The sequence below is a fragment of the Actinoplanes sp. NPDC026670 genome, from assembly GCF_040638175.1.
Classification (GTDB): domain Bacteria; phylum Actinomycetota; class Actinomycetes; order Mycobacteriales; family Micromonosporaceae; genus Actinoplanes.
In genome coordinates, this window is sequence record NZ_JBEZXU010000010.1 from 137,451 (window position 1) to 154,208 (window position 16,758).

The window sequence follows — 16,758 nt, forward strand, 5'->3', positions numbered from 1 at the left end:
GGATGGCCGAGCTGCTGAGCACATCCGGCGGCTAACCGACCAGTCGTCTAGCGGGGATAGACTTCCGGGATGGGACGCCGGAGTGACTCGAAGACGCGCATCCTCGCCGCCGCGCAGCAGCTCATCGAGCTCCGGGGTTACTCCCAGATCGGCGTCGCGGAAATCTGCGCGTCGGCCGGCGTACCCAAGGGAAGTTTCTATTATTTCTTCGCCTCGAAGGATGCCCTGGCGCTGGCCGTGATCGACACGCAGTGGGAGTCGCAGAAGGCCGACTGGGCGCGGATCCTGGACGGCGAGGATCCGCTGCGGCGGCTGTGCGAGATGATCGTGAGCACGCTCAACAGCGAGCAGGTAACCGGCTGCCTGTACGGCAATCTCGCTCTGGAGCTCAGCAACGAGCGGACCGAGGCGATCCGTGACCGGCTCCGGGAGATCTTCGACGCCCAGGTCGACCTGATCGCGCAGGTCACCGGGCCGGACACCGCGCGGGCGGTGGTCGCGCAGATCGAGGGTCAGATCATGTTCGCCAAGCTCCACAACGACATCCGCCGTCTGGACGCGCTGTGGCCGAGCATCCGGGTGCTGTCAGGCGAGCAGCAGACGGTAGGGGTCGTCGACCGGCACCCACCAGCTGTCGCGCGGCGGTGACGTCCAGCCGTGGCCCCGGCCCACGGCCAGCAGCGATTCGACCGCCGCGTGGACGGCCGGGCGGTCGTCGCCGGCGCGGTGCAGCAGCGACCACGTCCACAGCGGGACCGGGCCGGTGACGGTTCGCCTGAGGAAACCCGGCGGCGCCGCACCGGCCAGCCGTTTGGGTGAGGCCAGCACCGGCCGCCCGAGCCGGCTCACGTGCGCGTAGAAGGCCGGCCCGGCCACCCCGCCGTCGCTGATCCGGGCCACCTGGGCGCCGACCGTCTCGGCGAACTCCTCGGCGAACACGTTCCACGACGACCAGGCCGCCTCGTCCGCGTCGACGAGGACGGTCAGCTCCGACGCGGGCAGCGGATCGTGAGTGAGCGCCCCGGGGGCGACCGCGTGCAGTTCCTCGGCGCACAGCAGATGGGCGGCGAGTTTGCGCTCGGCCGCGCCGGACGCGGTCACCCACGCCATGGCCAGGTCGAGGCTGCCGTCGCTGACCCGGTCGGCCTGCGCGTGTGACGGCAGCACCCAGCTGTCGACCTGCAGCGAGAACCCCAGCGTCTCGACGTTGTCGGGCAGCCAGCTCACATATCCGATCCGCAGCGGGGTGGTGGTCTCGCCGTGCGCTTCGCGGGCCCGTTCGGCGGCGCTCTCGGCGAGTGCGAGCAGCTGCCGTGCGTCCTGCTGTAGTGACTTGCCGGCCGCGGTCAGCTCCACCGAGCGCCGATCACGTATGAACAGCGGCACCCCGATGTCCCGCTCCAACGCGATGACCTGCTGCGACAACGCCGGCCCGGAGATGTGTAAGCGTTTCGCCGCCCGGCCGAAGTGCAATTCCTGCGCGACCGCGGCGAAATAGCGAAGCTGCCGTAGTTCCACAGCACCCACCCTAGGCCGACGTGATGCATCATCACCGGATGGGGGAGACGCCGTCGGCCGCGGATCTGGCCCGGCTCGACCTGAACCTGCTGGTCGCGCTGGATGTGCTGCTGCGTGAGCGCAGCGTGACCCGGGCCGCGGAGCGCCTGAACCTCACCCAGCCCACTCTTTCGGCGTCACTGCGACGGCTGCGCCGCCATTTTCAAGACGAGCTTCTGGTACGGGTGGGCAACCGCAACGAATTGACGCCGCTCGGTGTGGTGCTCGCCCCTCTGGTGGCGACCGCCCTGGGGGTGGTGTCGAGGGTGTTCGCGACCGCGTCACCGGCCGACCCGGCCACCTCGACCAGGCAGTTCACCCTGATCGCCTCCGACTACGGCGCCTCGGTGGCCGGCCCGCCACTGGCTCGCGTGCTGGCCGCCGAGGCGCCGTCGATGCGGGTGCACCTGCGTCAGGCCAGCCCGCTCGAGTACGCCCCGTTCGAGCAGCGGCTGCGTGAGGTCGACGGCCTGCTGATGCCGCACGGCCTGCTCCCGTCGGCGTTGCCGCACCTCGACCTGTACACCGACCGCTGGGTGATCGTCACCGCCGCCGACAACCCACGGGTCGGCGCCGAGCTGAGCCTCGACGAGCTGCGGGACCTGCCGTGGGTGGTGACGTTCTCCGGCGGCGGCTCGGGCACCGCGGCCTGGCGTCACCTGCAACTTCTGGGTGTGGAGGCGTCCGCGCAGATCGTCGTCGACAGTTTCGTGGCGGTCCCGTTGTTCCTGGCCGGCACCGGCCGGGTCGCCCTGCTCCAGGAGCGGCTGGCCCGCCAGCTGCCCGGCCTGCGGTTGCTGGAGTGCCCGTTCGACGCGGTTCCGCTGGTGCAGGCGCTGTGGTGGCATCCGGTCTACGACCTGGATCCGGAGCACATCTGGCTGCGGGACAGGCTGGCCGCCCTCATGTCATAGACGCCGTCTATGGGGGCCATCGGAAACCTTCGTTGGCGTTGTAACTCCTGGTCCTGGGACTGTGATCGGCGTCGCAGTGATGACACGGCGATTTCCGACCGGTTACTCCAGGAGTGCCGATGCTTCGAAAAACCTTCGTCGCCGCGTTCACGGTCGCCCACTTCGGGCTGTGGGTGTCGCTGCTGGCCCCGATCATCATCACCCTGCAACTGCGGGTGCAGTCGCTCGCCCCGGGCCGGGAAGCCGGCGTGCTGTCGCTGGTCCTGGCGATCGGCGCGATCCTCGGGCTGCTCGTCAACCCGATCGTGGGCCGCCTCTCCGACCGCACCACCAGCCGGTACGGGATGCGCCGGCCGTGGCTGGTCGCGGGCGCCCTGACCGCCTTCGCCGGAGCGCTGGTGATGGCGCTGGTGCCGACCGTGCCGGGACTGCTCAGCGGCTGGGCGCTGGCCCAGGCCGGCTTCAACACCACCCTCGCCGTGCTGCTCGCGCTGCTGCCCGACCACGTCGGCGCGGAACGGCGCGGCCTGGTCAGCGGGCTGCTCGGGCTCGGGCAGGGGCTGGCCGCGGTGGTGGCGGCCGGGATCGCCGGGAGCGTGGCACAGAACAACCTGACCGCGGCGATCCTGATCCCGGCGGTGATCGGCCTGGCCTGCGGGCTGGGGGTGGTGCTCGTGCTGCACGACAGGCGACTGTCGCCCGAGGACCGGCCGGCGTGGTCGCTCGCCGAGATCCTGCGCGCCTACACCTTCTCGCCCCGGCGGCACCCCGACTTCGGATGGGCGCTGCTGTCCCGCTTCGCGATCTTCATGGCGACTGCTGCCGTACTCAACTATCAGCTCTTTTATCTCGTCGCCCGTCTCGGTCTGGACTCCGGTGCGGCGGCCGGGATCGTGGCGGCCGGGACCGGCGCGCAGACCGCGTGCGTGATCGTCGCCAGCGGCACCTCCGGATGGCTGTCCGACAGGTTGCGCCGGCGCCGGATCTTCGTGGTCGCGTCCGCGCTGTCCTGCGCGGCCGGGCTGCTCGTGCTGGCCGCCGCGACCACGCTGCCCGGCTACTTCGCCGCGATGATCCTGCTCGGCCTCGGCCAGGGCATCTACTTCTCGGTCGACCTGGCCCTGATCACCGACGTGCTCCCGGACCGGCGACGCGACGCCGCCAAGGACCTCGGAGTCGTCAACGTCGCCAACCTGCTGCCGCAGTCGCTGGCCCCGGCGATCGCCCCGCTGCTGCTCTCCCTCGGCGGTTATCCGGCGCTGTTCGTGGCCGGGGCCGTCTTCGCCGTCATCAGTGCCGTCTCCGTGCTGCCGATCCGCGGCACCCGCTGAAAGGACCCCCTGTGTATCTGTCGAACTTCCTCGGACCGCTGTCGCTGTCACCGGCACACGACGGCCCCATGATCGACCTCTGTCTGCGGCAGGCCGAGGAGTCCGCGGCCGCCGGGTTCGCGATGGTCACCTTCGGAGAACAGCACCTCAACGGGTACGAGCCGTACTGCGACCCGTTCCTGATGGCCGCCCGCCTCGCGCCGGTGCTCGGCGACTGCTGGTTCGGCACCACCATCGTGCCGCTGCCGCTGCGGCCCGTGCTGCGGCTCGCCGAACACGCGGCGATCGTCGACTACCTGCTCAACGGGCGGTTCCTGCTCGGCGTGTCGGCCGGGCGCGGTGGGCCGGCGCCGGAGTTCGAGGTCTTCGGCGTCGACCCGGAGGACCGGCCGGCCGCCTTCGACAGCAAACTCGCCCTGCTCCAGGCGATCTTCGCGCACCAGCCGGGCGACATGCCGCTGGACCTTAACACCAAGTGGGACACCGGCACCCTGATCGGGCGGCTCATGCCCACGCCGTACCGCCGGGGTGGTCCGCAGATCGCGGTCGGCACCAACACGCCGGAGAAGATCGACGGCATCGCCCGGCAGGGTCTGCCGCTGTTTCTCGGGCCGTGCCTGCCGCACGTCGCGGCCGGTCTGCTCGCCCGGCACCGGGACGGGCTCGCCGCGGCCGGGCACTCCGGTGACGCGGCCCGCAAATCGCTCGTCACCAGGCACGTGATCGTGGGCGCCAGCAGCGAAGAGGCCTGGGAACGCGCGGAACGTCTCGCCGGGCGCAACCCGATGATGGACCGCACCACCGACCGCCGGTCGCTGCGCGAACTGTCCACCGCCGACGTCGCCGACCGCAACGCCGCACACGTGCAGAGCTGGATCATCGCCGGAACCCCGGACGAGGTCACGGCACAGATCCAGGCGTACGCCGACGCCGAGATCCAGCACCTCAACGTCCGTTTCACCGTCGGCACCTCACTGCCGCCCGATGTCGACGCCTCGTTCGCGCTGTTCCGCGACGAGGTCCTGCCCGCCCTCAAACCGCAGAGGTTCTGAACATGCGCATCGACGTGCACGCCCACTACTGGGCCGCCTCCTACCTCGACGAGCTCGTCGCCCTCGGCCGCCGCGACCTGGCCCACGCCGGGCGGCAGCGCGACGACCTGGACGAACGGGTCGCCGAGATGGACGCCAACCGGGTCGACGTGCAGATCCTGTCCGCGATCGGGCTCGACACCCACGTCGGCGACCCGGACGGCGACACCACAGCTTGCCGGCACATCAACGACGTGTACGCGGATGTCGTCACCCGCTACCGCGGCCGGTTCGCGGCGTTCGCCAGTGTGCCGCTGCCCTGGGTGGACCGGGCGGTCGCCGAAGCCGTCCGTGCCCTCGACGGCCTGGGCATGGCCGGGATCGCGCTGCCCTGCTCGTTCGACGGCCGGCCGCTCGACGACCCGGAGTTCGAGCCGTTCTGGGCGGCGCTCGCGCAACGGTCAGCGGTCGTCTACGTGCATCCGGTCGGCGCGCACAGCTCGTGCCATCCGGGGCTGGCCGAGTGGGGGCTCAACATGGCGTACGGCAGCCCGACCCAGGTCGCGGCGGCGGCCGTACGTATTGCCTTCTCCGGCATCTCCACCAGATATCCGCAGCTCACGTTCATCTTCGCGATGTGCGGCGGCACCCTGCCGCTGCTGTGGAAACGCCACGAGGTGAACATGTTCCGCGGCATCCGGATGAGCGCCGTCGCGGCCGTCGGCCGCAACTTCTTCTCCTGGATCGACGACCTGCCCATCGACCGGGCCGACCCGATGGGACTGCTCAAGGATTTCTGGTACGACACCGCGTTCCAGGACGTGCCGGAGGTGATGTTCCTCGTTCAGCACAGCTTCGGCACCGACCGGCTGCTGCTCGGCAGTGACGCCATCTTCGCCGGCCTGACCGAGGCGGTCCGCTACATCGAGGACTCGCCGTACCTGTCCGACGAGGAGAAACACCAGATCCTCGACGTGCGGGCGGCCAAACTGCTCCGCCTGCCGACGTGATCGCCGACTTCCGGGAGGTGATGGCCGCCGTGGCCACCCCGGTCGCCGTCGTCACCACAATGACCGGTGACCAGCCGCACGGCACCACGGTCAGCGCCTTCGCCTCACTGTCGATGGACCCGCCGATGGTGCTGGTCTCGCTGGCCCGCACCTCCGAGTTGCTGGCCCGTGTCCGCGACTCGAACCGGTTCGGCCTCAACGTGCTCGGCGCATCCCACGCCGGACTCGCCACCACCTTCGCCGCGCGGTCCGGCACATCGCGTTTCCACGACGTGGACTGGACCACCGAACACGGTGTGCCCCGCCTGAACGGCGTACCCGGGTGGCTGGCGTGCGAGGTGACCGACCTGTTCGACGGCGGCGACCACGTCATCGTCCTCGGTCAGGTCCTGGCCGCCGATCGCAGCGAGTCGCCGCCGCTGGTCTACTTCCGGCGCGCCTTCAGGACCACCAGCCGTCGCTGAGCGCGGTAAACCCGCCCGCATTCCGGTGCTGAGCGACGGCTCGGGCTCTCGGCCGTCGCCCAGCGCGGTAATGCGGCTCGCATTCCGGTGCTGAGCGACGGCTGGCGGTCTCGGCCGTCGTCCAGCGCGGTAATGCGGCTCGCATTCCAGTGGTGAGCGACGGCTGGCGGTCTCGGCCGTCGCCCAGCGCGGTAATGCGGCTTGTATTCCGGTGTTCAGCGACGGCTGGCGGTCCCGGCGGTTGCCGGTTTGTCCAGGCTGGTGCGCAGGGTGATGGGCGGGAGCAGGGCGGCGGCGAGGATGCCGAGGACGGCCACCCCGGCCGAGACGGCGAAGATGTGGCCGGTGGCGTCGCCGTAGGAGGTGCCGGTGGCCACCTGACGGGCCAGAATCGCGCCGAGCACGGCCACCCCGATCGTGCCGCCCAGCGAACGGAAGAACGCCACGGTAGCGCTCGCCGCGCCGATGTCGGTCAGGGCGACGGTGTTCTGTACGACCAGGACGAAGTTCTGCATGGTCATGCCGACACCGGCGCCGATCAGGATCATCGCGGCGCCGATCAACGGCAGCGGGGTGCCGGCGTCGAGGAGGCCGAGGATCGCGAAACCGGCGGTCAGGCTGGTCGCGCCGGTGATCAGGTAGGGCTTGAGCCGGCCACTGCGGCTGATCATCCGCCCGGCGACCAGCGACGACACCAGGATTCCGGCCATCATCGGGATCGTCAGCAGCCCCGCCTCGGTGGGCGTGTGCCCCCGGGTGACCTGGAAATACTGGCTCAGGAAGACGGCTGCGCCGTACATCGCGGTGCCGGCCGCGAGGCTGCCGAGAATGGCCAGGGCGGTGGTCCGGCTCCGCAGAATCCGAGGGGGTACGACCGGCTCCGGCACCCGCTGCTCCACCACGACCGCCAGCCCCAGCAGGACCAGCGTGCCACTGACCATGGCCGCGGTCTGCCACGACCCCCACGCGAACGCGTCACCGACGAACGACACCCAGATCAGCAGCAGACTGACGCCGCCGGTGATCAGGGCGGCGCCCCAGTAGTCGATCTTCACGTCGTCACGGCGGGTCACCGGCAGCCGCAGGGTCAGCTGGAGCATGACCAGCGCGAGCAGCGCGAACGGCACCCCGATGAAGAAGCACCACCGCCAGCCCAGCCACGACGTGTCCACGATGAACCCGCCGAGCAGCGGCCCGCCGATCGTCGACACCGACGTGACGCTGGAGAGGTATCCGGCGTAGCGGCCCCGTTCGCGCGGCGGGATCATCGCGGCGATCGCGATCTGCACGAGCGCCTGCAACCCGCCGACCCCGGCGCCCTGGACCGCGCGGGCGGCGATGAGCTGCTCGGCGTTCTGCGCGAGACCGGAGGCGACCGACCCGGCGATGAACACCACGGTGGCGATCTGGATCAGGTTCTTCTTGCTGAACAGGTCGGCGAGTTTGCCCCAGATCGGGGTGGCCGCGGTCGCCGCCAGCAGGGTCGCCGTGACCACCCACGTGTACTGGGTGGCGGTGCCGTCCAGGTCGGCGAGCATCCGCGGCAGCGCGGTGGACACCACGGTGCTGGCCAGGGTGGAGATGAACAGGGCCAGCAGCAGCCCGGTCAGCGCCTTGAGAATGCCGCTCATCGCGACTCCGCGGGGAGCACCTCGTCCATGCCGCCGTCGGCTCGCCAGGCGCGCAGCAGGTCGTGGAAGACGACCGGGCCGGGACCGAACGAATTGTTCACCGGACGTGGCCTTCCCTCGCCGTTGTAGTAGCCGGGCGTGCAATCGGCCTGGAACTGGAAATTGTCCATCGCGTGCGCGCGGATCGTGTCGACCCACGCCTGCTCGGCCTCGGCGGTCGGCTCGATACGTTTCGCGCCGCGTTTTCCGGCCTCGGCGACCAGCGCGCCGATGTGGGTGGCCTGTTCCTGGAGCACATGCACGAAGTTGACGCTCGCCGCGTTCTGCAACGAGCCGAGATGGAAAAGATTCGGAAAACCATTACTGCAAAATCCATGGAGGGTACGGGGACCGTTGCGCCAGTGGCCGAGCAGAGGCATCCCACCGCGCCCGAGAACGGGCAGAGTGCCGGACACGACACCGGAGATCCCGACCTCGAAACCGGTGGCGAAGACGACACAGTCGACCTCATACTCCCGATCGCCCACGACGACGCCGGACGAGGTCATCGCGGTGACGCCACCGTGATCGGCGGTGTCGACCAGGGTCACGTTCGGCCGGTTGAACGTCTGGAGATAGTGGTCGCTGAACCCGGGCCGCTTGCACATGTACCGGTACCAGGGTTTGAGCAGCTCCGCCACGGCCGGGTCGTCGACCACCGTGTCGACCCGGGCGCGGATCTCGTCCATCTTGCGGAAGTCGGCCAGCTCGTCGAGGTAGTCACGTTCCTCAGCGGACAGGGTGTTGTCGACCGAGCCGGTGAGCATCTGGCGCTGGAGCCGGGCGGTCGCCGTCCAGCCGTCGCCGACCAGATCCTCGTCGACGTGGCCGCCGGTGATGAGGGTCAGGAAGTTCTCCATCCGCTCCTGCTGCCAGCCCGGCTTCAGCGAGTCGGCGAACGACGGGTCGATCGGCCGGTTGTCGCGGACGTCGATGCTCGACGGGGTGCGCTGGAAGACGTAGAGGTGACCGGCCTCCTTGGCGATCTCCGGGACGACCTGGATGCCTGTCGCGCCGGTGCCGATCACACCGATCCGCCTACCGGACAGGTCGTAGCCGTGATCCCAGCGGCTGGTGTGGAAGGTGTGCCCGCGGAACGTCTCGATGCCCGGGATGCCGGGCAGTTTCGGGCTCGTGAGGGTGCCTGAGGAGACCACCACGTAGCGGGACGGGAAGACGTCGCCGCGGTCGGTGGTGACGGTCCACTCGGCGTCGTCGTCGTCCCAGCGCAGCTCGGTGACCCGGGTCTGGAACATGGTGTCGTCGTACAGGTCGAAGCGCCGCGCGATGGCCATGGAGTGCTGCCGGATCTCCTCGCCCGGGGCGTAGCGCCACTTCGGGACGTAACCGACCTCCTCCAGCAGCGGCAGGTAGACCATCGACTCGATGTCACAGTGGATGCCGGGGTAGCGGTTCCAGTACCAGGTGCCGCCGAAGTCACCCGCCTCGTCGATCATCCGGATCCGCTGCACGCCGGCCTGCCGCAGCCGGGCGCCGGTGAGCAGCCCGCCGAACCCGCCGCCGACGACCACCGCGTCGACCCGGTCGGTGCGGGGCGCACGCTCCTGGAACGGCGTGTACGGATCCTTGGCGTAGTAGCCGAACTCGCCCGCCGCCCGGCGGTACTGGGTGGCGCCGTCGGGGCGGATGCGGCGGTCACGCTCGGCCCGGTACTTGGCGCGCAGCGCCTCGATCTCCTCGGGCCGGTAGCGGTGTGGCGTGGGGGACATGCCGAGGAGCCAACCGAACCGCTCAATTTAAATCAACTGAATGACTTAAACTGTGGCCCAGCGCACTGGCCGATGTGGACCGTTCAGGCCGGGGCCCGGTACAGGCCCTCGACTGCGCTGATCAGGGCCTCGGCGATGGCGGGCCAGGGTGGGTCGGTGGTGTGTTCCCGCTCGGCGCAGAAGTGCACGATCAGGGTGTGGGCCATGCTGTCCCGCTCCCGGCGGACCGAGGACGGCAGGTGCGGCAGACAGGCGTGCAGACGGTCGTGGACGGTGTGCAGCCTCGCGTCGGCCCCGAACTCGGCCCCGGCCAGCTGCCGCAACGTCGGCTCGGTCATCACCTGCGCGGCGAACCTGGCGTACCAGCTCGGACTGCCCAGCGCGATCAGGTGGTCGGTGATCGGGCGCACCGTGCAGGTCACCCAGTCACGCAGGGCGGTGCTCTGCCCGTACTCATCGATCAGGGTTTTGCGGATCTGTTCCATCGGCGTGGCGTGCCGCGCGATGATCGCCCGGACCAGATCGGATTTCGCGCCGAAGTGATAGCTGACCGCGGTGACGTTGCCCTGCCCGGCGGCCTCGCTGATCTGCCGGTTGGAGACGTTCGACACGCCGTGCTCGGCGAACAGCCGCTCGGCCGCGTCGAGCAGCCCGTTACGGGTCTGTTCGACCTGGTCGACGCGTAGGCGACGGACGGGACTGGTCAACTGCGGACTCCGGGTGCACTGGGCTGGGCGGTGGTGGCCAGGATAGATCCGAACCGCGGACGGCGACACGCTGCGGGCCTCCAGCGAGCTTTACGCCAAGCGTTTGGAAACCGAGGGTACGGCTGAGCGATCGAAGCGATCAGCGTCGGTGACCAGGTGGCGGACGGCCGGGAGCAGGGCGTCGGCCTGGGCGGCGAGCTCCGGGTCGAACCGCAGCCGGGCCAGCCGGTCCAGGGTGAGCAGGGCGATCTCGGTGTCGTCGGCGGCCCGGGCCGCGGCCAGGACCTGATCCAGTCCGGCGCCCGCCTCCGGGGCGCCACGGTCGGCGGCCAGGGCGGCGGACAGGTGGGCGGCCAGGCGTTCGCCGTCACCGCCACCGGCCGTCGCATACCAGTGCAGAGCTGTGCGAACCTGGGATTCCGCCTCGCCGAGGTCGCCTTCGGCGCGCAGGATGCGGGCCAGCCGCACCCGGGCCAGGGCCACGATCCGCAGGTCGCCGGCGGTGTAGGCGTCATCGGCGGCGCGGGTCAGGGTGGCCTTGGCGGCGGCGATGTCGCCCTGCTGGTGCTGGGCGCGGCCGAGGTTGGTCAGGTGCAGGGCGCTCGCCGCGGCGAAACCGAGGGCGCCCGCCGCGTCGGCCGCCCGGGACAGGTGGGCGACCGCGTCGGCGAACCGGTGTTCGGCCTGGGCGAGCCCGCCGAGCAGGCCTTCGGCGTGACTCAGGGCCCAGGCGTCACCGGTCGGTTCGAGCTGCCGGACGGCTTCGACGCAGGCCTGCCGGCCGGCCGTGACGTCGCCGAGAGCGAGCGAGGCCCAGGCGGTGAGCAGCCAGGCCGCGCCGCCCTCCCAAGCCGCGCCGCCCTCCCGTGCGTCGGCGTCCGGGGCTCGGCCGGTGGAGAGAGCGGCCGAGGAATGGTCGGTGGAGAGAGCGGTCGGGGCACGGTATGCGGCCAGCGCGGTCAGGGCATCTGCCGGGCGGCCCTGCTGACTGTGCACGAACGCCAGGAACAGGTGGGCGCGGGCCCGGAGGCGCGGGGTGTCGGCCAGGGCGATCGCCTCGCGCATCCCGGCTTCGGCGCGGGCCAGGTCGCCACCGGACGCCTCGAACCAGCCGGTGAACAGCAGCCCCTCGACCCGGTCCGGCACCGCCGCTCCGTCCGCCGCGTCCAGGGCGGTCCCGGGCCTGGTGGCGGCGTTGAGAGCGCCCCGGTGTCTGGCCGCCGCGTCCCGTCCGCCGCCGAGGAACACCCACGCCCACCCGAATCCGTTCGCGATTCGCAGCCCGAGCGCCGGGTCATGGGCAGCCGTCCAGGCGAGCGCGGCTTCGATGTCGGCGCGCTCGGTCCGTACCAGAGCGAGATGTTGACCTTGATCTTGCCCGCGCAGCCCGATGGCGGCGCCGGCGGCCGCCGCGGCGAACCACTCGGCGTGGGCCCGGCCGGCGACCTCGGGCGACGGCAGCCGCTGCCGGGCGAAGGCCCGCACACTGTCGAGCAGCCGGTAGCGGACCCGGCCGTCCGGGGATTCGTCGACGGTCACCAGGGACCTGTCGACCAGCCGGGTGATCACGTCCAGGGCCAGCGGAGCGGGCACGTCGAGGGCAGCCAGCACGTGCTCGGCCGCGTCCAGGCCGGCGCCCCCGGCGAACCACGCCAGGCCCCACAGGCCGCGCTGGTCGTCCGCCGACAGCAGGTCATGACTCCACGTCAGGGCCGCGTGCAGGGTGCGCTGCCGGGCCGGCCGTCGGCTCGTCGGGTCGTTGAGCAGGGCGAACCTGTCGTCGAGCCGGCGGGCGATCTCCGGCGCGGACAGTGCCTTGGCCCGGGCGGCGGCCAGCTCGATGGCCAGCGGCAGCCCGTCCAGGGCCTGGCACAGCGCCTCGACGACGTCGTCGCCGGCCTGGAACGTCCGTCGCTGCCGGGTGGCCCGCCGCCGGAACAGGGCCATCGAATCCGGCAGCGGCAGTGGCCGCAGCACGTGGACGGCCTCGTCCGCGGTGCCGAGCGGCGCCTGGCTGGTGGCGAGGATCCGCAGGCCGGGCACCGACTCCAGGAGCCGGTCGGCGACGGCGGCCGACTCGTCGGCCAGGTGCTCGCAGTTGTCCAGCAGGACCAGCGGGTCGAGGCCGTGCAGCCTGGCCAGGACCATCTCGGCGGTCGCCTCGCTGAGGCCGAGTGCCTCGCCGACGGTCGGCCAGATCGTCGCCGGGCGGGCGTTCTCCAGGCGCACCAGCCAGGCGCCGCCGGCCTGCCGGGCCACCTCGATCGCGAGCCGGGTCTTGCCGACACCGGCCGGTCCGGTCACCGTGACCAGGCGTTCCTCCTTGATCAGCGCGCCCAGTTCGGTCAGGTCGTCGTGCCGGCCGATCAGGTCGCCGCCGGTGACCGGCAGATTCCCGGCGGGTGGGCGCAGCGTGGCGTCGTGCCGCAGGATCCGGCTCTCCAGCTCGCGCAGGCCCGGCCCCGGATCCAGCCCGAGGTCGCCGGCGAGCAGCGCCCGGACCTCCCGGTAGGCGGCGAGAGCGTCGGCCTGACGGCCGCCCTGATAAAGGGCGGTGATCAAAAGCTCCCAAAACCTTTCGCGGTACGGGTGAGCCGCCACCAGTTCACGCAGCTCAGCCACGGTCGCCGGGGCGTTCTCCTCGGTCAGCCGCAGCCGGGCCTCCTCGAGGCGCGCCCGCCACGGGTCGGCCCACCCGCCGGCCGCGGGCAGCAACTCGCCCCGGAACATGGCCAGCGCCGCCACCGGATCGGCCGGCCCGTCCAGAACCGCCAGGGCGTCCACGTCGGCCGGGTCGACGTGCAGCGTGTAGGTGCGCCCGTCCGAGCTGACCAGCCCCGGATCACCGAGCACCCGGCGCAGTTTGGAGACCTTCGCCTGAAGTGAGTTCGGGGCGACGCCGACCGTACCCGGCCACAGGTCCTCGATGAGGGCGGCCGCCCGCACCGGCCGGCCCGCCTCGATCGCGAGCCGGACCAGCACCTCGGTGGTCCGGCCGGCGGGCACGGCGAGCAGTTCGCCGTCGCGGCGCACCTCGACCGGCCCGAGGATCGCCACGGTCAGCACGAGGCGAGCATAGGGCCGGGCGCAGCCTCGCGTCAGTGCCGCGTCAGCGCCTTTCGCCAGGCTGGGGGCGGCTTCACCCGTACCCCCCGAAAGGTTTTGAGAATGAACCGCAAGCTGACCGCCTGCCTGTTGATCCTCGCCGCCGTCCTGACCAATGTCGCGTTCACCGTGCTCGGATCGGTGTTCGACTATCCCGATGTGCTGAAGAAGCCGGTCGGCGAGATCCTCACCGCGTTCCGGGCCGAGCAGGGCGCGATCGTCGGGTGGTTCACCGTGCTGGCACTGTCCGCCGCGCTGTTCGCGCCGATCGCGATAGGTGTCGGGCGGCTGTCCCGGTCGGCCGCGATGCGTGCGGCCGTTCCGGTCGGTGTCGCGGCCGCCGTGGTCCAGGTGATCGGGCTGGCCCGCTGGCCGCTGCTGGTGCCCGGTTTCGCGGCTGACGGGGCAACCGACGATTTCGCGACGGCCCACCACATTCTGGGCACGCTGATCGGCGAGACCCTCGGGTACGCGCTGACCGCCGCCTGGACGATCCTCGTGCTGGTGGCCATCGGCGGGACCATCGCCGGCCGCTGGTTCACACTGCTCGGCGGGTTGTCCGCGGTGCTGATCGCGGCCGGGGTGGTGTCGCCGCTGGAGGTGCCGGGCGTCGATTTCGCCAACTTCATCGGTTACGTGCTGTGGAGTGGATGGCTGGTGGCGTTCGCGGTGGTGCTGCTGCGGGTCCGCACTCCGGAGCTGGTGCACTAGCGCCAATCGGTTTGTTATGGAAACCTATTGGCATGACTACTGAAGCGCTGCCCGGCGAGGACCCTCGCCGGCTGCTGTCCGACACACGTGCCCTCGCCCACCGGGTGCGCCGCGACCAGCGCGTCACCTGGGCCGCCCTGCTCGTGCTGGCCGTCGTCACGTTCCTGGCGATCCCGGCCGACTACTACGGGATGGACGTGCAGTGCACCGACGACTGGTGCCGGCTGTCCCGCGACGGGGTGGTCTGGTTCTGGCCGCCCGCCCTGCTGCTGGCCTACACGGCGATCGCGTACTGGTATGTGCGGATCGCCAGGTCCCGTGGTGTCGGCGCCCGGGTGCTGCCGTATGCGTACACCGGCGCCGCCCTGGCCCTGCTCTACGTCGTGGTCTGGGTCGTGTTCCGGATCTGGGTCGACCTCCAGCCGCAGTCCGTGCCACAGGCGGAGTGGACGCTGGCCCTGGACCGGCTGGTCGCGCCGGCCGGCACCATCGGGATCGCACTGCTGGTGCTGGCCTGGCTGGAGCGCAATCCCGGCCTGCTCGCCTTCACCGTCGTCTACCTCGCGGCGGTGCTGGCCCCGATCCGGGCCGACTGGCTGATGGGCGCCAACGGCCGGGGCGCCTTCGTCCCGGAGCAGGTGTTCAACGGCGTGGTGCTGCTGCTCGGCGCGGCCGTGTTCGCCCTGGCCCGGCGGTGGCGCCGATGACCGCCGAGGCGCCCGGCGCACACCCGGTCACCGGGCTCGACGACGTGGTGCACCAGCGGGTCCGGCTCGGCATCCTGACCATCACGCACGAGGCCCGCAAGGTCGAGTTCGGCTACCTGCGGACCCAGCTCCAGCTGACCGCGGGCAACCTCTCCCAGCACCTCGGCGTGCTGGAGACGGCCGGTCTGGTCGAGATCGAGAAGGGGTACGAGGGTAAGCGCGGCCGGACCTGGATCACCCTCACGGCCGCCGGGGACGCCGCGCTGGCCGCCGAGATCGACAGGTTGAAGCAGCTCATCGCACGCGTCGAAACCATCCGGGAGGCCCCGTGAACGTCACCCTGTCCCGCCGTGCCCTGCTCGCCGCCGCCACCCTCGCCGCGCTGCCGATCGACCCGGCCGCAGCCGCCGCACCACGGCTCGCCCTGCCCCGGCCCACCGGCCCGCACCGCATCGGCACCGTGCCGCTGCACCTGACCGGCCGGTCCCGGGATCTGATGGCCAGCGTCTGGTATCCGGCCGGAGCCTCCGCGCATCCACGGGCGCCATGGCTGCCCACCGCTGCCTGGCGGGCCCTGCTCGACTCGGGCGACTTCGGCGCCGACACCGCGGCCGCCCCGATCACCGCCGCCCGCCTCGGCGCGCCCGTGCTGCGGACCCGCGAGAGACTGCCGGTGATCCTCTACTCGCACGGCAACAACAGCACCCGCGCCGAGGCGACGATCATCGTTCAGGAACTCGCCAGTCACGGCTTCGCCGTGGTCACCGTGGACACCACCTACGACGCGTACAGCGAGTTCCCCGACGGCCGGCTCACGGTGCCCTCCGAGGAGATCGGCTACACGCCGTGGGACCACAGCGACGACGTCCGCTTCGTGCTCGACCGGATCGAGGACATCGTCGCCGGCCGCAACCCCGACGCCGGGTGCCGGCCCCTGCCGGCCGGTCTCGGAACCGCCCTCGACCTGCGCCGGGTCGGCATGGCCGGGTGGTCCAAGGGCGCCACCGCGACCGCTGTGACAATGAACGCCGACAGGCGCGTCCGGGCCGGGCTCGCCCTGGACGGCCCGATGCAGGCGCAGCCACCCGTCGACGTGATCGACAGACCGTTCATGCTGATGACCGCCGACAACACCCGGGACGCCGAGCCGAGTGTCGACGAAGTGTGGCAACAGTGCCTGCGCGGATGGAAACTCGACGTGCGAGCCGAAGGGGCGGTGCATTCGTCATACATCGATCACCAATGGCTGATTCCGCAATTGGCCGACATCCTCGGCATGAGCGACGAAGAACTCACCGGATGGATCGGCACCCTAGCCCCGGACCGCGCGGTCCGGATCCAGCAGGCCTATCCGCTCGCGTTCTTCGAACAACACCTGCGCGGCCGGCGGCAGCGTCTGCTCGACGGACCGGACAAGGCGTTTCCGGAGGTACGGTTCAATCGCTGACCGCTCAGAGCAGGAAGTCGAAGCTGTGCCCGCCGGCATGACCCTTCGGTAGCAGGCAGTCGTCCTGGCCTGGCCCGGACACCGCCGGACAGATCTCCAGGGCGGCGACCTCGTGGACCAACGGATTCCATCGGACCCACCACCACTGCTCACCGTTGTCGGCCGCCATCGCGAAAGCGATATGGCTTTCGGTGTGCTCGGACGCCAGTTCGCATTCGACATCGCGCAGGGGAGTGCCCAGCCGGTATCGCTGAGTCAGGAGAATGGTGAACTCGGAGTCGGTCACCGTGGTGGCCGCCCCGCACCTTCGCAACACGCTGAGATACTCCGTGCCGCGGTCGAACACTGACATGACAGCAATCTAGTCGCGATAC

The 16,758-nt window shown here is 70.9% G+C and carries 16 protein-coding genes; 10 read left to right on the forward strand and 6 right to left on the reverse strand.

Translation table 11 applies throughout. The annotated features are described in order from the left end of the window. The first annotated feature begins 69 nt into the window (after nt 1-69). Nucleotides 70-648: a TetR/AcrR family transcriptional regulator gene (locus tag AB0E94_RS12815; RefSeq protein ID WP_360325709.1), complete on the forward strand. Its 579-nt coding sequence runs from the start codon at nt 70-72 to the stop codon at nt 646-648. On the opposite strand, the gene AB0E94_RS12820 is transcribed toward AB0E94_RS12815, so the two are convergent. Further along, nucleotides 586-1,518 (reverse strand): LysR family transcriptional regulator, encoded by a 933-nt coding sequence (locus AB0E94_RS12820; protein ID WP_360325711.1) that lies wholly within the window; start codon nt 1,516-1,518, stop codon nt 586-588. The genes AB0E94_RS12815 and AB0E94_RS12820 overlap by 63 nt on opposite strands. 38 nt (nt 1,519-1,556) lie before the next feature. On the opposite strand from AB0E94_RS12820, the gene AB0E94_RS12825 reads away from it, so the two are divergent. The 5 genes from AB0E94_RS12825 (at nt 1,557) to AB0E94_RS12845 (ending at nt 6,307) form a co-directional block, all read left to right on the forward strand. After that, nucleotides 1,557-2,471 carry a LysR family transcriptional regulator gene (locus AB0E94_RS12825; protein WP_360325713.1) on the forward strand — a complete coding sequence of 305 codons (915 nt, stop codon included), beginning with the start codon at nt 1,557-1,559 and terminating at the stop codon, nt 2,469-2,471. 119 nt (nt 2,472-2,590) lie between these two features. Beyond that, the gene (locus tag AB0E94_RS12830; RefSeq protein ID WP_360325715.1) at nt 2,591-3,802 is read left to right on the forward strand and encodes an MFS transporter; all 1,212 of its coding nucleotides are present in this window, start codon (nt 2,591-2,593) and stop codon (nt 3,800-3,802) included. 11 nt (nt 3,803-3,813) lie between these two features. Then, nucleotides 3,814-4,854, forward strand: a complete 1,041-nt coding sequence (locus AB0E94_RS12835; protein ID WP_360325717.1) for an LLM class flavin-dependent oxidoreductase — start codon at nt 3,814-3,816, stop codon at nt 4,852-4,854. A 2-nt stretch (nt 4,855-4,856) separates the two neighbouring features. Continuing rightward, nucleotides 4,857-5,843 carry an amidohydrolase family protein gene (locus AB0E94_RS12840; RefSeq protein WP_360325719.1) on the forward strand — a complete coding sequence of 329 codons (987 nt, stop codon included), beginning with the start codon at nt 4,857-4,859 and terminating at the stop codon, nt 5,841-5,843. Next, a complete protein-coding gene (locus AB0E94_RS12845) occupies nt 5,840-6,307 on the forward strand; it encodes a flavin reductase family protein (protein WP_360325721.1) in 468 nt (155 codons plus the stop codon). The genes AB0E94_RS12840 and AB0E94_RS12845 overlap by 4 nt, the downstream gene beginning before the upstream one ends. A gap of 215 nt (nt 6,308-6,522) precedes the next feature. Here AB0E94_RS12845 and AB0E94_RS12850 read toward each other — a convergent pair whose 3' ends face one another. The 4 genes from AB0E94_RS12850 to AB0E94_RS12865 form a co-directional block, all read right to left on the reverse strand. Next, complete coding sequence (locus AB0E94_RS12850) at nt 6,523-7,938, reverse strand: MDR family MFS transporter (RefSeq protein ID WP_360325723.1); 1,416 nt, start codon at nt 7,936-7,938, stop codon at nt 6,523-6,525. Continuing rightward, the gene (locus AB0E94_RS12855) at nt 7,935-9,707 is read right to left on the reverse strand and encodes an NAD(P)/FAD-dependent oxidoreductase (RefSeq protein ID WP_360325725.1); all 1,773 of its coding nucleotides are present in this window, start codon (nt 9,705-9,707) and stop codon (nt 7,935-7,937) included. The genes AB0E94_RS12850 and AB0E94_RS12855 overlap by 4 nt, the downstream gene beginning before the upstream one ends. A gap of 83 nt (nt 9,708-9,790) precedes the next feature. Next, a complete protein-coding gene (locus AB0E94_RS12860; RefSeq protein ID WP_360325727.1) occupies nt 9,791-10,414 on the reverse strand; it encodes a TetR family transcriptional regulator in 624 nt (207 codons plus the stop codon). Nucleotides 10,415-10,504: 90 nt separating this feature from the next. Continuing rightward, a complete protein-coding gene (locus AB0E94_RS12865; RefSeq protein ID WP_360325729.1) occupies nt 10,505-13,480 on the reverse strand; it encodes a BTAD domain-containing putative transcriptional regulator in 2,976 nt (991 codons plus the stop codon). Nucleotides 13,481-13,582: 102 nt separating this feature from the next. Here AB0E94_RS12865 and AB0E94_RS12870 point away from each other — a divergent pair, with 102 nt between their 5' ends. The 4 genes from AB0E94_RS12870 to AB0E94_RS12885 are packed head-to-tail and all read left to right on the forward strand — an operon-like array spanning nt 13,583 to nt 16,384. Further along, on the forward strand, nt 13,583-14,230 hold the full coding sequence (locus AB0E94_RS12870; RefSeq protein ID WP_360325731.1) for a hypothetical protein: 648 nt from the start codon (nt 13,583-13,585) through the stop codon (nt 14,228-14,230). Between the two features lie 32 nt (nt 14,231-14,262). After that, entirely contained in the window at nt 14,263-14,937 is a 675-nt protein-coding gene (locus AB0E94_RS12875) for a hypothetical protein (protein WP_360325733.1), read from the forward strand. Then, entirely contained in the window at nt 14,934-15,269 is a 336-nt protein-coding gene (locus AB0E94_RS12880; RefSeq protein WP_360325735.1) for a transcriptional regulator, read from the forward strand. Before AB0E94_RS12875 ends, AB0E94_RS12880 begins: the two co-directional genes overlap by 4 nt. After that, nucleotides 15,266-16,384, forward strand: coding sequence for an acetylhydrolase (locus AB0E94_RS12885; RefSeq protein WP_360325737.1), 1,119 nt, complete (start codon nt 15,266-15,268; stop codon nt 16,382-16,384). Before AB0E94_RS12880 ends, AB0E94_RS12885 begins: the two co-directional genes overlap by 4 nt. 4 nt (nt 16,385-16,388) lie before the next feature. Here the strand turns inward: AB0E94_RS12885 and AB0E94_RS12890 are convergent, their stop codons facing one another. Further along, a complete protein-coding gene (locus AB0E94_RS12890; protein ID WP_360325739.1) occupies nt 16,389-16,736 on the reverse strand; it encodes a hypothetical protein in 348 nt (115 codons plus the stop codon). Nucleotides 16,737-16,758 lie beyond the last annotated feature (22 nt).